The 14,272-nt window shown below is 67.5% G+C and carries 11 protein-coding genes; 4 read left to right on the top strand and 7 right to left on the bottom strand.

Annotation, left to right across the window (positions count from 1 at the left end; genetic code table 11):
- Positions 1-146 precede the first annotated feature (146 nt).
- The gene (gene uvrA / locus AC2EBU_RS14870) at positions 147-3,065 is read left to right on the top strand and encodes an excinuclease ABC subunit UvrA (protein WP_484611376.1); all 2,919 of its coding nucleotides are present in this window, start codon (positions 147-149) and stop codon (positions 3,063-3,065) included.
- Between the two features lie 116 nt (positions 3,066-3,181).
- On the opposite strand, the gene AC2EBU_RS14865 is transcribed toward uvrA, so the two are convergent.
- Positions 3,182-3,874, bottom strand: coding sequence for a dioxygenase family protein (locus AC2EBU_RS14865; protein ID WP_484611225.1), 693 nt, complete (start codon positions 3,872-3,874; stop codon positions 3,182-3,184).
- Between the two features lie 228 nt (positions 3,875-4,102).
- Complete coding sequence (locus AC2EBU_RS14860) at positions 4,103-4,909, bottom strand: response regulator (protein ID WP_484611224.1); 807 nt, start codon at positions 4,907-4,909, stop codon at positions 4,103-4,105.
- 96 nt (positions 4,910-5,005) lie between these two features.
- Between AC2EBU_RS14860 and AC2EBU_RS14855 the strand changes: the two genes are divergently transcribed.
- The 3 genes from AC2EBU_RS14855 to AC2EBU_RS14845 are packed head-to-tail and all read left to right on the top strand — an operon-like array spanning position 5,006 to position 7,535.
- On the top strand, positions 5,006-5,245 hold the full coding sequence (locus tag AC2EBU_RS14855; RefSeq protein WP_484611223.1) for a cysteine-rich CWC family protein: 240 nt from the start codon (positions 5,006-5,008) through the stop codon (positions 5,243-5,245).
- 39 nt (positions 5,246-5,284) lie between these two features.
- The gene (locus AC2EBU_RS14850; RefSeq protein ID WP_484611222.1) at positions 5,285-6,754 is read left to right on the top strand and encodes a DHA2 family efflux MFS transporter permease subunit; all 1,470 of its coding nucleotides are present in this window, start codon (positions 5,285-5,287) and stop codon (positions 6,752-6,754) included.
- A gap of 4 nt (positions 6,755-6,758) precedes the next feature.
- A complete protein-coding gene (locus AC2EBU_RS14845; protein ID WP_484611221.1) occupies positions 6,759-7,535 on the top strand; it encodes a class II glutamine amidotransferase in 777 nt (258 codons plus the stop codon).
- Between the two features lie 16 nt (positions 7,536-7,551).
- Here AC2EBU_RS14845 and AC2EBU_RS14840 read toward each other — a convergent pair whose 3' ends face one another.
- The 5 genes from AC2EBU_RS14840 to AC2EBU_RS14820 all read right to left on the bottom strand — a co-directional run bounded on the left by AC2EBU_RS14840 (position 7,552) and on the right by AC2EBU_RS14820 (position 14,179).
- A complete protein-coding gene (locus AC2EBU_RS14840; protein ID WP_484611220.1) occupies positions 7,552-9,480 on the bottom strand; it encodes a S8 family peptidase in 1,929 nt (642 codons plus the stop codon).
- Entirely contained in the window at positions 9,477-10,049 is a 573-nt protein-coding gene (rrtA, locus tag AC2EBU_RS14835; RefSeq protein ID WP_484611219.1) for a rhombosortase, read from the bottom strand. The genes AC2EBU_RS14840 and rrtA overlap by 4 nt, the downstream gene beginning before the upstream one ends.
- Positions 10,039-10,989: a glutathione synthase gene (gene gshB / locus AC2EBU_RS14830; RefSeq protein WP_484611218.1), complete on the bottom strand. Its 951-nt coding sequence runs from the start codon at positions 10,987-10,989 to the stop codon at positions 10,039-10,041. Before gshB ends, rrtA begins: the two co-directional genes overlap by 11 nt.
- 33 nt (positions 10,990-11,022) lie before the next feature.
- A complete protein-coding gene (locus AC2EBU_RS14825) occupies positions 11,023-12,207 on the bottom strand; it encodes a benzoate/H(+) symporter BenE family transporter (protein WP_484611217.1) in 1,185 nt (394 codons plus the stop codon).
- 103 nt (positions 12,208-12,310) lie between these two features.
- Positions 12,311-14,179, bottom strand: a complete 1,869-nt coding sequence (locus AC2EBU_RS14820) for a potassium transporter Kup (RefSeq protein WP_484611216.1) — start codon at positions 14,177-14,179, stop codon at positions 12,311-12,313.
- Positions 14,180-14,272 lie beyond the last annotated feature (93 nt).

Below are 14,272 nucleotides of genomic sequence, written 5' to 3'. Positions count from 1 at the left end.
CACGGCGGGGATAATGCCCGGTTGACCCTCCGATGCCTGCCGTGACCGAACCCGACAAACCCGACCGTCCTGCCATTTGCGACCGTGAACCGCCTGCCGTGGCCGGGCCTGGAGGTGATGACGGTGGTGCCCCACTTCCCGAAGAGGTGCGGCGACCGATCGCGTTGAAGGATGGGCATCGCAGCGCGATCAGCATCCGCGGCGCGCGCACCCACAACCTCAAGAACATCGATGTCGACATCCCGCGCAATCAGCTGGTGGTCATCACGGGCTTGTCGGGCTCGGGCAAATCCAGCCTGGCGTTCGACACCTTGTATGCCGAAGGCCAGCGCCGCTACGTGGAAAGCCTGAGTGCCTACGCCCGCCAGTTCCTGCAACTGATGGACAAGCCCGACGTGGATCTGATCGAGGGTCTGTCGCCGGCGATTTCCATCGAGCAGAAAGCCACCAGCCACAACCCGCGCTCGACCGTGGGCACGGTGACCGAGATTCACGACTATCTGCGACTGTTGTTTGCCCGCGCCGGCACGCCCTACTGTCCCGACCACGGCTTGCCGCTGCAGGCACAGACGGTCAGCCAGATGGTCGATGCGGTACTGGCACTGCCGCCCGAGACAAAAATCATGGTGCTGGCGCCCGTGGCGCGAGGCCGAAAAGGGGAGTTCGCCGAACTGTTTGCCGACCTGCAGACGCAGGGCTTCGTGCGGATTCGGGTAAACGGCGAGACCTTCGAGACGGACCGGTTGCCGCCCTTGAAAAAAAACGAGAAGCACGACATCGACGTGGTCATCGACCGACTGCGGGTGCGCGGCGCCGACGACCCGGCCGGGCGGGATCAGGTCCGCCAACGCCTGGCGGAAAGTTTCGAGGCCGCGCTGCGCCTGGCCGACGGCCGTGCGGTGGCGCTGGAGATGGACAGCGGACGCGAGCATCTGTTCAACGCCCGGTTTGCCTGCCCGGTCTGCAGCTATTCGATCAGCGAGCTGGAACCGCGCCTGTTCTCCTTCAACTCCCCGGCCGGCGCCTGCCCCACCTGCGACGGACTGGGCACCACCGACGTGTTCGACGCCGAGCGGGTCGTTGCCTTCCCGTCCCTGAGCCTGGCCGGCGGCGCCATCAAAGGCTGGGACCGGCGCAATGGCTACTACTTTTCCCTGATTGAAAGTCTGGCGCGGCACTACGGCTTCGACGTGGATGCGCCTTTCGAGTGCCTGCCCGCCGAAGCGCGGCACGCGGTGCTGCACGGTTCCGGTGACGAGGTCATCAAATTCAGCTACATCATGGAGTCAGGCGCTTCGCAGGGCCGCAAGATCACCAGGAAGCATGCTTTCGAGGGCATTCTTCCCAACATGGCGCGCCGCTACCGCGAAACCGACTCGGTGGTGGTGCGCGAAGAACTGGCCCGCTACCGCAGCACCCGCCCGTGCCCTGACTGTGGTGGAACCCGGCTGCGCCGGGAGGCCCGCCATGTCAAGGTCGGTGACGGGGCGCAGTCCAGGGCAATTTATGAAGTGAGCCACGTGACTCTGGGGGAGGCTCAGCACTGGTTCCAGACGCTGCGGCTCACCGGCGCCAAGGCCGACATCGCCGACAAGGTGGTGCGCGAAATCGGCAACCGGCTCAAGTTCCTCAACGACGTGGGGCTGAACTACCTCAGCCTCGACCGCAGCGCCGAGACGCTGTCGGGCGGCGAGGCGCAGCGCATCCGCCTGGCCAGCCAGATCGGCTCCGGCCTCACCGGCGTGATGTACGTGCTGGACGAGCCCAGCATCGGCCTGCACCAGCGCGACAACGACCGCCTGATCGGCACGCTGCAACACCTGCGTGACCTGGGCAACAGCGTGCTGGTGGTCGAGCACGACGAAGACATGATCCGCGCCGCCGACCACGTCATCGACATGGGCCCCGGCGCGGGCGTGCATGGCGGGCGCGTGATGGCGCAGGGCCGCTGCGACGAGGTCGAGGCCACCGCCGGCTCGGTGACGGGCGACTACCTGGCCGGCCGGCGCCGCATTGCCGTGCCGCCCCGCCACACCGCCCAGCCCGGCGCGGTGCTGCGCATCGTCGGCGCGCGCGGCAACAGCCTGCGGGACGTGACCGTCGAGATCCCCGTCGGCCTGCTCACCTGCGTGACCGGTGTCAGCGGCTCGGGCAAGAGCACGCTGGTCAACGACACCCTCTACACCGCCGCGGCGCGGCAGATTCACCGCGCCCACGACGAGCCCGCGCCGCACGATGCCATCGAAGGCCTGGACCTGTTCGACAAGGTGATCGCGGTGGACCAGTCGCCCATTGGCCGCACGCCGCGCAGCAACCCGGCCACCTACACCGGCCTGTTCACCCCCATCCGCGAGCTGATGGCCGAGGTGCCCACCGCGCGCGAGCGCGGCTACGGCCCGGGGCGCTTCAGCTTCAACGTGAGCGGCGGCCGCTGCGAAGCCTGCCAGGGCGACGGCGTGGTCAAGGTGGAAATGCACTTCCTGCCCGACGTCTACGTGCCCTGCGACGTCTGCCACGGCCAGCGCTACAACCGCGAAACGCTGGAAGTGCTGTGGAAGGGCAAGAACATCGCCCAGATCCTGGACATGACGGTGGAAGCCGCGCACGCCTTCTTCCGCGACGTGCCCGCCATCGAGCGCAAGCTGCACACCCTGCTGGACGTGGGCCTGAGCTACATCCGCCTGGGCCAGAGCGCCACCACGCTCTCGGGCGGCGAGGCGCAGCGCGTGAAGCTGGCACTGGAGCTGTCCAAACGCGACACCGGCCGCACGCTCTACATCCTGGACGAGCCCACCACCGGCCTGCACTTTGCCGACATCGACCTGCTGCTGAAAGTGCTGCACCAGCTGCGCGACGCCGGCAACACCATCGTCGTCATCGAGCACAACCTCGACGTCATCAAGACCGCCGACTGGCTGATCGACATGGGCCCGGAAGGCGGCGCCGGCGGCGGCACCGTGGTGGGCATCGGCACCCCCGAAGACCTGGCCGCCAACCCGGCGAGCTTCACCGGGCGCTATCTGGCGCGCGTGCTGCGCCGCCCTGCAACCGCACCGGACTCCTGAAAAGAGAGCTGAAGTCGACCATTTTGCGCTGGGTATGGTCACTTTTGACCATAAAAATGCGCCACAAGGCGGTTTCTGGCGTCGAGTGGCTTTGCGGACGGCGCGGCGGGTCCGGTTCAGGTCCGAACCACCACCGGGAACGTGGCGCTCAGGCCGTCCGGGCCAGAGCGAAAGTCAACCTCCAGCTGCGCGCGGGCGTCGGCGTCCAGACGGGCCAGCAACCAGTCGCGGGCATTGGCGCCTTCGCCGCGCACGTAGATCTGCGTCGTCAGCAACTCCCGCGAACCCAGGCGCACCTTCAGATGGATGTGGGGTGGCCGTCCCGGGTAGGAAACCGGCCGGATGGTGCGAAATCGCCAGCCGCCTTCCGCGTCGACCGTGGTGCGACCGAAACCCTGAAACGCCATGGCCCGGTCGCCGGACGACCGGCTGTGCCGGTACAGCCCCCGGTGGTCGCATTGCCAGATTTCCACCACGGCGCCCCGCACCGGACGGCCGTCGAGGTCGACCACCGAACCGTTGACCCAGGCGGGCTGGCCGCCGTCCGACATCTGGCTGCCGTTGCGCAAGAGGTCAGCGTCGGCATCGGCCAGGCTTTGGTCGGGGTAGAACGGGCCTTCGGACTGGGAGGGGGTCGGGCGCAGGGAGCGCGCATGCGCCGGCCGTCCCGCCATCAGCGCGGGAAACGCCACCCAAGCCGGCGCGGCCAGCAGCCAGCGGCGGCGGCTGGCGAGTCCCGGCAGCTGCGTGGCCCTGTCGGGGTGAATCACGGCGCCGCTTGGGGTGGGTGATCGGTGACTGACGGTCATGGAACGCCTCCAGTGTGAAAAGGGCAGCGTGCTTGGCGCACCTTGGCTTGAGCCAACCGTGCGCCGACAAGTTCCCGCCCGAAGGCCTCGGTGTGGGCGTCGCCGCGTAAAGATGAGAAAAACAATAGCAAAGAATGACCGAAATACGCTGGGTATTGCCAGTTTTTCCTCCGAAACGGCGGAAATCACCGCCACCCGAGGGCGGCGGGGCCGTTTGCAGACCCGGATTCAGGGTTCGGGCGTCAGTTTCGGCGGAGCCCAGTGCGCCAGCCAAGCCAGCCGGGGCTCCAGCTCGGCCAGCAGGGCGTCGACGTCGTGCCATCGACCTTCTGCGGCGGCCGGGCCGAGCCGCCGGGCCAGCGAGACGACCGTGACCGCCGACAGGTTGCCCGCCATGCCGATGATGGCGTGGGCGCGGCGGCGCAGCTCGGGGACATCCCGCTGCTGCGCGGCGCTGCGCAATGCCTGCGCAAGGAGTGGCCAGTCCGGCCGGGCCAGCTCGACCAGATCGGCCAGCAGCGCACTGTCGCCCTCAAAGCGGTCCCGCAGCTCGTCCAGGTCAATTTCAGCCAGCGCGGGGTCGGCGTCCGCAACGGGGCGCGCGCCGGTGGCGGGTGGCTGGGTGCCTGCGGCCATGACACGGGCCACCTCGGCGGCGAGTTCGTCCGCGCTGACCGGCTTGCCCACATAGCCATCCATGCCATGGTCCAGACACTGCTGGCGGTCGCCGTGGAGTGTCTGTGCCGTCATGGCAATGATGGGTACACGGATGCGACCCGTCTGCGCCTCGTGGGCGCGTATGGCGCGGGTGGCTGACAGGCCGTCCATCTGGGGCATCTGGATGTCCATCAGCACCAGGTCCAGGCCGCCTTGAACCGCCCGGGCGACACCTTGCGCGCCATCGGCGGCGACCTCGACCCGGTGACCCAGACGCTCCAGCTGGCGCACGGCCACCGTCTGGTTGATCCGGTTGTCCTCGACCAGCAGGACGTTCAGCGGTGCGCTGGCGGACAATGGGCGGGGCGGTGCGGACATTCTCGTCAGGCAACAAAAGCGGGTGGAGTGCCAATCCTACGGCATCGCCGTTGTGGTGCCGCCGCCGCCCGGACGGCCGCTGCCTATACTGGCGGCATGCAAGAGACCCCTGTGCCGGCCGCGCAAGACCGGACCCCCGCCGATCCCGGCCGATGTCCCGTGTGTGGTCAGGACAACCGCTGCGCGATGGAGACGGAACGAATCACCGGCGAAAAGCAGCCGCCGTGCTGGTGCACGCAGATTCGTTTCGACCCGGCTGCGCTGGCCGCGCTGCCGACCGGGGCGCGGGGTGTTTCCTGCCTGTGCCCGGCCTGTGCACGGCCGCTGCCGGCCTGAATGACCGGGGCGCCCCATGGTCCCGGCCGGCCTGTTCCCATGACGCCACCCGACACGGCGCCGCGCGGCAGCCTGGCCGATCTGCAGGCGCGCTTCGGGCGGCGGTACCGATGGCTGCTGCTGCTGGCGGTCATGGTGGGCACGATGGCGTCGATCATGTCGTCCACCATCGTCAATGTCGCGATTCCGGACCTGAGCGGCCATTTCGCGCTGGGCCAGGAGCGCGCCCAGTGGGTCACCAGCAGCTTCATGGTGGCAATGACGGTTTCCATGCTCACCACGCCCTGGCTGCTGCTGCGCTACGGATATCGCCGGGTCTATGGCGGGTGCATGCTTTTGCTGCTGGTGGGCGGTGTGGCCGGCGGGTTGGCCAACGACTTCAATCTGGTGCTGGCCGCCCGCCTTGCCGAGGGCCTGGCCGCCGGGATCGTCCAGCCCATTCCGGCCATCATCATCCTGCGGGCGTTCGAGCCGCACGAGCAGGGCCGTGCGAGCGCGGTGTTTGGCACCGGTGTGGTGCTTGCCCCGGCCATTGGCCCGAGCATTGGCGGGGTGCTGGTCGATCTGTGGGGTTGGCGGTCCATTTTTTACATGGTGGTGCCGTTCTGCCTGGCTGCGTTGTGGCTGGCGCGCCGCTACGTGCCGGTCACCGGGCCCGGCGGCCTGGCGGCCGACCGTGACGGAGCGGGCCTGGACTGGTGGGGGCTGGCGCTGGTCACCGTCGCTACCGTTGCCTTGCTGGCCGGACTGGTGGCGCTGCGCAGCGGTTTGAGCCAGCAATCGGCGCTGTTACTGGGTGCTGCCGCCGTGGCAACGCTGGGTTTCGTCCTTTTGCAGCGCCACTTGCTTCGGGGCGCCTCCGGCGGCGGACGCCAGCCTTTGCTGGACGGCCGGGTCTTCGCGCGTCAGCGCTATCGCATGGGTTCAGTGGTGGCCTTCATCTATGGTGCCGCCCTGTTCGGCTCAACCTATCTGGTGCCGGTTTACCTGCAGATGGGGCTGAAATTGTCGGCGGCGTATGTCGGCACGCTGTTGCTGCCGGCTGGCCTGGTGCTGGCGGCGACGATTGCCCTGGTCGGACGCCTGGCCGACCGTCAGCCACCGCACCGGCTGGTGGCGGCCGGACTGTTCATGCTGGCGCTGTCGTTCGCGGCCATGGTCACGGTGGGATACCAGACCCCCATGGGCTGGCTGCTGGCCTGGGTGGTGCTGGGGCGCATCGGGCTGGGATTCATCCTGCCTTCGCTCAACCTGGGCGCCATGCGGGGTTTGCCCGGGGCCCTGATTCCCCAGGGCGCGAGCGCGATCAATTTCCTGCGGATGCTGGGCGGCGCGGCGGGCGTCGCGTTGTGTGGGGTTGCCCTCGAATGGCGATTTGCGGTCCATGGCCCGACATTGACCGCTTTCAACGAAGTGTTTGTCGGACTGGCGGCCTTGTGTGCGCTGGCCCTGATTGCGGCCTTGCGGATGCGCGAAGCCGATTCGTCCACTACGGCTGCAAAGGAATGACGCGATGTGCCAGTTGCTGGGCATGAACTGCAATACCCCGACCGATGTGCGTTTCAGCTTCACCGGATTTGCCCAGCGGGGCGGGCGCACCGACCACCATGGCGATGGCTGGGGCATCGCCTTTTTCGAAGGCCGCGGCGTGCGCCATTTCGTCGATCACCAGGGCGCTGCCGAGTCGCCGGTGGCCGCGCTGATTCGCGACTACCCGATCAAGAGCTGCAACGTCATCGCCCACATCCGCAAAGCCACCCAGGGTGTGGTGGCGCTGGAGAACTGCCACCCGTTCGTGCGGGAACTGTGGGGGCGGTACTGGGTGTTCGCCCACAACGGCGACCTCAAGGACTTTCACCCGCGATTGCACGGCAGCTTCCAGCCGGTCGGCGCGACCGACAGCGAGCGGGCCTTCTGCTGGCTCATGCAGGAGCTGGCCAAATCCCATGCGGGCGTGCCCTCGGTCGCCGAGCTGAGCCTGACCTTGCGCGAGCTGGTGCCGCAACTGGCACGGCATGGCACCTTCAACTGCCTGTTGTCCAACGGACAGGCCCTCTGGGCGCATGCCACCTCCCAGCTGTGTTTTGTCGAGCGCCGGCACCCGTTTCGCAAGGCCCGCTTGTCGGATGAAGATCTGAGTGTGGATTTCGCCGAGCACACCCGTCCGAGCGACCGGGTCGCGGTGGTGGTGACGGCGCCACTGACCACCGACGAGCAATGGACGCCCTGTCCCCCCGGGCATCTGCACCTGTTCGTCGATGGCACCTTGCAGGACCGGTTGTCGGTCTGAGCCCGGCAAGGCCCTTTCAGCGCCGCCGCCGGTCCGCCAGCGCGAGCAGCGCCAGCGCCCACAGTGCCAGCAGGCCGCCCCATCCCCAGGCGCCGCCGCCGCTGGTCGGCGCCGGCAGGGCGGGTGTGTTGTCGCTGCCGGTTCCCGAACCTGTACCCGTTCCTGTACCCGTTCCGGGTGCAGCGGTTCCTGACCCTGTGCCAGTGCCGGTCCCGGAGCCTGGGCCGCTGCCCGGCAAGACGGTGAAACTCAATGCCCGGGCGTCCGAACGTCCGGCGGTGTCGGTCACCTCCAGTTCAACCTCCACCGTCGCGGCACTCACCACGGTACCGGGAATGTCAACCTGGATCACCGGGCCGGATGTGGCGAGGAAATTCAAGGTTGGGCCGGACAGCTGCCGCCAGCGGTAGGAAACCAGATTGGAGCCGCTCGCGGCCCGGCTCGCGCTGGCGTCGGCGGTCAGCCGCCCACCGGCCATGTAGGTCCCGCTGACCCGCGCGATCGCCCAGGGCCGCAAGGCCTGCAAGACGGCGCCGGGCGCGTCCAGCAGGCCCACGCCGCAGGTCGCGGTGGTACAGCGGCACACCTGGGGGGCACCTGCGGAGCAGGTGGGCTGATCGGCGCTGACCACATGGGCGCGGACGCCAGCCTTCAGGCGCTCGCCCAGCGACTCGGGGTTCAGCGACGGGTTGAGTGACAGCATCAGCGCTGCGACGGCGGCAACCTGCGGCGCGGAAAAACTGGTGCCGACCCTGTCGGTGTAGGTGTGGGTGGCGGGTTCGCGGGGACCACTGTTGCTCAGGCCGTGCAAACCCAATCCGCTCTCCCCGCCGGGTGCCATGAGCGCCAGCTGCGGGCCGAAATTGGAGTAGCTGGTCTTGAAGCCGTCCGCGCCCACTGCGCCGACCGCGAACACATTGCGGCAGTCCGCCGGCCGTCGTACCGCGCCGCCTTCGTTGCCGCCTGCCGCCACAATCAGCGTGCCGGCGGCTGTGACCTCGTCAATCACACTCTGGTAGGCGCTGGAGCAGGCTGCGTCTCCGCCCAGGCTGAGGTTGATGACCCGTGCCGGGTTGGCATTTGCGGGGGCCCCGGTTACCGCCAGCCCGGCTGACCACCGAAGGCCGTCGAGCAGGTCGCTCAGAAATGCACCACATTTGCCGGACACCCGCACGGGCAGGATGCGGCCATTCCAATGGATGCCGGCGATACCCTCCCCGTTGTCGGCCACGGCGGCAATCTGACCGGCAATGAAGGTGCCGTGCCAGGAGCTGGTCGCCACGTCGCAGCCCGCAAAAACCGTGGTGCGCTGGTCCTGCACACTGACCCAGTCGCCCGGGTCGGACGGGTCGGCGTCGCGCCCGTTACCGTCATTGGCGAATTCCACTTCCGAGACAAAATCGTACCCGGGCAGGATGCGGCCCGCCAACTCGGGGTGCGGCAGGATGCCGGAGTCGACCACCGCCACGGTGACCGGCGTGCCGGTGGTTACCGCCCAGGCAGCTGGCATGTTGATCGCCGCGGCGCGCGCACCGGCTGCCTGAAGGTTCCATTGACGGCTGGTGAACAGGGGGTCGTTGGGCGTGACGGCCTGGCGGCGGATCAGCACGTCCGGTTCCACGGACAGCACTTCGGGGTTGGCACGCAAGCGTGTTGCCAGCGCACGCGCCTGGGCGATGTCGGTCACGGTGGCAAAGCGCAGGTGGTGATGGCGTTCGGTCAGTGCACGCAGGTCGGTGCTCACAATGCCGCTGGCCTGGGCCGCAGAGCGCACACGCTCGCGCACGGCCTGGGGTGTTTCGGTGGCGCGGGCCGCCGGGGCGCGCATTTCGACGATCAGTCCCCGGACCGGCCGCCGATCGGTATCCGCAGACTCTGCGGCGCGCACGGGCACGGCCAGCATCAGTGCCAATGATGACCACAACAGGGGTTTGAGCATATTCATTGTGTTTTCTCCATGAGCGCGGGCTTCGGTGTTCCCTTCCTGGCCTCGGCACCCTGATAGGCGCATAACAGCGCTGCGACGCCGCCCGCCATGGTACCGCTCAGGTGCGCCGCCATAATGACCGTCATCTCCAGGCTCGCGTCCCAGGCGACCGGTTGCCGCCATGACGCCTCAAGCAACAGCTTGGCGGCCAGACCCGCGCCCAGCAGGGCGATGACTCCATCGCCGGGAGTGACGGGCCGGACAGGTGCGCCCCGCCGGCGGCGCATCAGATGGTCAACCACCATCGCGGCGGCCAAGCCATGCAGCGGACCGGACAGCCCGACATACCGGGGCAAATCCGGCCACGCCCCCAGTGCGAGCAAGCCCAGCGGCCAAGCGAGTGCGGCGGCGAGCCAGACCCTCTTGCGGGCTCGTGTCCCGTAGGCCAGGCAGGCCAGCGCGGCCAGTGCGAGCAGATTCACAACCAGGTGGGGGCCGTGCAGGTGGGCCAGCGGCGCGGTCAGCAGCGTCCAGGGCCGGGCCAGGCCGTCGGCCGCGAGCCAGGCCCAGGACGAATCAGGCAGCACCGACGGCGGCCTCCAGCGCGTCGACGAACATCGCCGCCACGTCAAAACCGGTCTGGTCGGTGATTTCCTGGAAACAGGTCGGGCTGGTGACGTTGATTTCGGTCAGGCAGTCGCCGATCACGTCCAGCCCCACCAGCAGCAGGCCGCGGGCATGGAGGATGGGGCCGAGGGTTTCGGCGATCTCGCGGTCGCGCTCGGAAATCGGACGTGCCACCCCCTTGCCGCCGGCCGCCAGGTTGCCCCGGATTTCACTGCCCTGCGGGATGCGCGCCAGGCAGAACGGCACCGGTTTGCCGCCGATCACCAGCACCCGTTTGTCGCCCTGGGCGATCTCGGGCAGGAATTTCTGCACCATCAGGCTCTGCGCGCCGTGGCGGTTGAGCGTTTCGGTGATGGAACCCAGGTTCAGCCCGTCGGGGCCGACGCGGAAGATGCCCATGCCGCCCATGCCGTCCAGCGGCTTGAGGATGATGTCGCCGTGCTCGGCATGAAAACGCTGGATGTCGGCCTCGTCGCGGGTCACCAGCGTGGGGCCGATGAACTGCGGGAACTCCATGATGGCGAGCTTTTCCGGGTGGTCGCGCAGCGCAGCGGGTGTGTTGAACACCCGCGCGCCCTCGCGCTCGGCCTGCTGCAGCAGGTGGGTGGCGTAGAAATACTCGCTGTCGAACGGCGGGTCCTTGCGCATCAGCACCGCGTCGAAGTCCTTCAGCGCCACCGCGCGGGACTGGGTCACCTCGAACCAGGCCTCGCTGGCGCCCGTCAGCCGGATGTCACGCACATGGGCGGTGACGCAGGTGCCGCGCTGCCACAGCACGTCCTGCGGCTCACACGCCGCCACGGTGTGGCCGCGGCGCCGGGCCTCGCGCATCATGGCGAAGGTGGTGTCCTTGTGGATCTTGAACGATTCGAGAGGGTCGGCAACAAACAGCAGCTTCATGGTGTCTCCAGGTCCCGGCAGGGGCCGGCTTGGCTATCCGCCAGCCTTGCGGGCCCCGTACTGTTGCACAAACAGCGCGATGCTGCCCGCCACCACGCCCCAGAAGGCGGAACCGATGCCCGCCACCACCACACCGCTGAGGGTGACGAGGAAGGTGATCAGTGCCGCTTCGCGGTGCGACTCGTCCTTCACCGCCGCCGCCAGCCCGCCACCGATGGTGCCCAGCAGCGCCAGGCCGGCAATGGCCGCCACCAGTTCCTTCGGAAACGCGGTCAGCAGCCCCGCGATCACCGCGCCAAACAGGCCCAGCACCGTGTACAGCACGCCGCAGGCCACGGCGGCGGTGTAGCGTTTGTCCGGGTCTTCATGCGCCTCCGGGCCCATGCAGATGGCTGCGGTGATGGCGCTGAAGTTGAGCGCATAGCCGCCGAAGGGCGCCAGCACCAGCGTGGCCAGGCCGGTCATGGTGACCAGGCGCGACACCGGCATGGTGTAGCCGGTGGCCCGCATCACCGCCACGCCGGGCAGATTCTGCGACGCCATGGTGACCACAAACAGCGGCAGCGCCAGGCTGACGAAGGCGCCGAACGTGAACACCGGCGCCGTGAACACCGGGCGGGCCAGCTCGAACGGCACGGCGCCGGGCGCGATGCGGCCCTGCGCCGCCGCCACCGCGACGCCGACCACCAGCGTCACCACCACCGCATAGCGCGGCAGCAGGCGCCGCGCCAGCAGGTAGGCCGCCAGCATGGCCAGCACCAGCGGCAGCGCGGTCTGCGCCGCCGTGAACGCCTGCAGCCCGAAGCGGGCCAGCACCCCGGCCAGCAGCGCCGAGGCCAGCGCCATCGGAATGCGCGCCATGACGCGCTCGAACCAGCCCGTGGCGCCGGCCAGCACGATCAGCACCGCACTGGCCATGAAGGCGCCCACCGCCTCCGCCATCGAAAAGCCCCCCGCCAGCCCGGCGGTGGCCAGCACCGCCGCCCCCGGGGTGGACCAGGCCACCATGACCGGTTTGCGCAGCACCAGCGAGGGCACGGCCGAGCACAGGCCCATGCCCAGCCCCAGCGCCCACATCCAGGAGGTCAGCTGGGCCGGCGTGGCACCAAAGGCCTGTGCGGCCTGGAACACGATGGCGACGGAACTGGTGAAGCCCACCAGCACCGCCACAAAGCCGGCAGCGGCCGCCGATAGGCTCAGATCAGAAAAGAACCGCATGCCCCGATTCTGGCAGGCCAGGAAGCGGGAGCTGGGAAGTTCGAAAACAATAGCTGAAAACGACCGAAATACGACGGGTATCGGCAGAAACCGTCGCAAAAGATCAGATTTCTATCTTGGAGCCGAGTTCGACCACTGCGTTGCTGGGCAGGTTGAGGAACTCGGCCGCACCGCTGGCGTTATGGTGCATCTGCGAAAAGAGCTTCTCACGCCAAAGCGCCATGCCGCCGTGCACAGTCGGAATGACGATGTCCCGCGACAGGAAGTAGCTGGTGAGCATGGGGTCGAGGTTGCAGCCTCGGCCCTTGATCTGCTCCAGTGCTTTGGGCAGGTCCGGGTCGTTCTTGAAGCCGTAGTTGACGATGACCTGCCAGCAGTCGTGACCCAGCGACTCGATTTCAACCCGCTTGTTGAGACCAACCCACGGAATTTCGTGGTTGCGAACGGTCACAAACAGGTTGTTTTCGTGCAGCACCTTGTTGTGTTTGAGGTTGTGCATCAGCGCGTTGGGCACCAGTCCGGGTTCGGCGGTCAGGAATACCGCGGTCCCTGCGACACGGGTCGGTGGTGCGACGAACACGGCCTCCAGAAAGCTGGGCAGGTCCAGCGCATCGGCACGCAGGGAAGTGTTGAGCAGCGAGCGCCCTTCTTTCCAGGTGGTCATCAGGAGGAACACCACTCCGCCGATCAGCAGCGGGAACCAGCCGCCATCGAACAACTTGAGCAGGTTGGAACTGAAAAACGCCAGATCCACCACGAAGAAAAAGCCCGTTGCCCCGACGCACAGCCACAATGGGTACTTCCAGCCATAGCGTATGACAAAAAACGTCAGCACGGTGGTGATCAGCATGTCCAGCGTGACCGCAATGCCGTAGGCGGCTGCCAGATTGCTGGACGAGCGAAACAGCACGACAGCCAGTGCGATCATGACAAACAGGCCCCAGTTGACGAAGGGCATGTAAATCTGGCCGGTGTCCTTGACGCTGGTGTGTTGCACCCGCAGGCGGGGCAGGTAGCCGAGCTGGATGACCTGTTTGGTCACGCTGAAGGCCCCCGAGATCAGCGCTTGCGAAGCGATCACCGTGGCTGCCGTGGCCAGTCCCACCAGCGGCAGCAATGCCCAGTCGGGCGCCATCATGAAAAACGGGTTTTTCACCGCAGCCGGGTTGGCGAGCAGCAGCGCCCCCTGGCCGAAGTAGTTCAGCGTAAGCGCGGGCATGACGACGGAGAACCAGGCCAGGCGGATCGGTTTCTTGCCGAAATGCCCCATGTCGGCGTACAGCGCCTCGCCGCCGGTGACACACAGCACGACAGCGCCCAGAATGATGAAGGTCGTGCCCGGGTTGTCGAGCATGAACCCCAGTGCGTAGTGCGGGCTGACGGCCCACAGGATTTCGGGATGCGCAACGATGTGGCTGAGCCCCAGCAGCGCAATCACGGCGAACCAGACCAGCGTCAGCGGGCCGAAGAACTTGCCGATGCCCGCCGTTCCGTGCTTCTGCACGGCGAAGAGGCCGAACAGGATGATCAGCGTGAGCGGAATCACCGCCTTCTTGAAGGCGGGCGACACCACCTCCAGGCCTTCGACGGCCGACAGCACCGATATGGCCGGAGTGATGACCCCGTCGCCGTAAAACAGGCAGGTGCCGAAGATACCCACTCCCAGCAGCCAGCGGCGCAAAGCCGGCTTGTCTTTGACAGATTGCGAGGCCAGCGCCAGCATCGCCACCAGGCCACCTTCGCCGTGGTTATCGGCCCGCAGCACCAGCGTCACATATTTCAGCGAGACGATGGTGGTGAGGGTCCAGAACAGGATGGAGAGAATGCCGTAGACGTTCTCGTGCGTGAACTCGACATGACCCGAGCCAAACACTTCCTTGACGGCATAGAGGACGCTGGTGCCGATGTCGCCGTAAACGACTCCGAGGGCGCCCAACGTGAGCGCCGCGAGGGATGACTTGGATGTGGACACACGACGGCGCCGCCGCAATGGCCGCGCTTTGTAGCTGAATTGGGGCTATTGTGCGCTGTCTGCCCGGGCGGGTAAACCACGCATGAGACCAAA

Source organism: Curvibacter sp. T50 (assembly GCF_057219955.1).
This window is presented reverse-complemented; position numbering and strand designations above follow the sequence as displayed.

Coding starts and splice junctions, on each gene's coding strand:
- AC2EBU_RS14825 (WP_484611217.1), bottom strand. CDS start 12,207: ATGCGGTTCTTTTCTGATCTGAGCCTATCGGCGGCCGCTGCCGGCTTT.
- AC2EBU_RS14855 (WP_484611223.1), top strand. CDS start 5,006: ATGCAAGAGACCCCTGTGCCGGCCGCGCAAGACCGGACCCCCGCCGAT.
- AC2EBU_RS14865 (WP_484611225.1), bottom strand. CDS start 3,874: ATGACCGTCAGTCACCGATCACCCACCCCAAGCGGCGCCGTGATTCAC.
- AC2EBU_RS14860 (WP_484611224.1), bottom strand. CDS start 4,909: ATGTCCGCACCGCCCCGCCCATTGTCCGCCAGCGCACCGCTGAACGTC.
- gshB (WP_484611218.1), bottom strand. CDS start 10,989: ATGAAGCTGCTGTTTGTTGCCGACCCTCTCGAATCGTTCAAGATCCAC.
- AC2EBU_RS14845 (WP_484611221.1), top strand. CDS start 6,759: ATGTGCCAGTTGCTGGGCATGAACTGCAATACCCCGACCGATGTGCGT.
- AC2EBU_RS14840 (WP_484611220.1), bottom strand. CDS start 9,480: ATGAATATGCTCAAACCCCTGTTGTGGTCATCATTGGCACTGATGCTG.
- AC2EBU_RS14850 (WP_484611222.1), top strand. CDS start 5,285: ATGACGCCACCCGACACGGCGCCGCGCGGCAGCCTGGCCGATCTGCAG.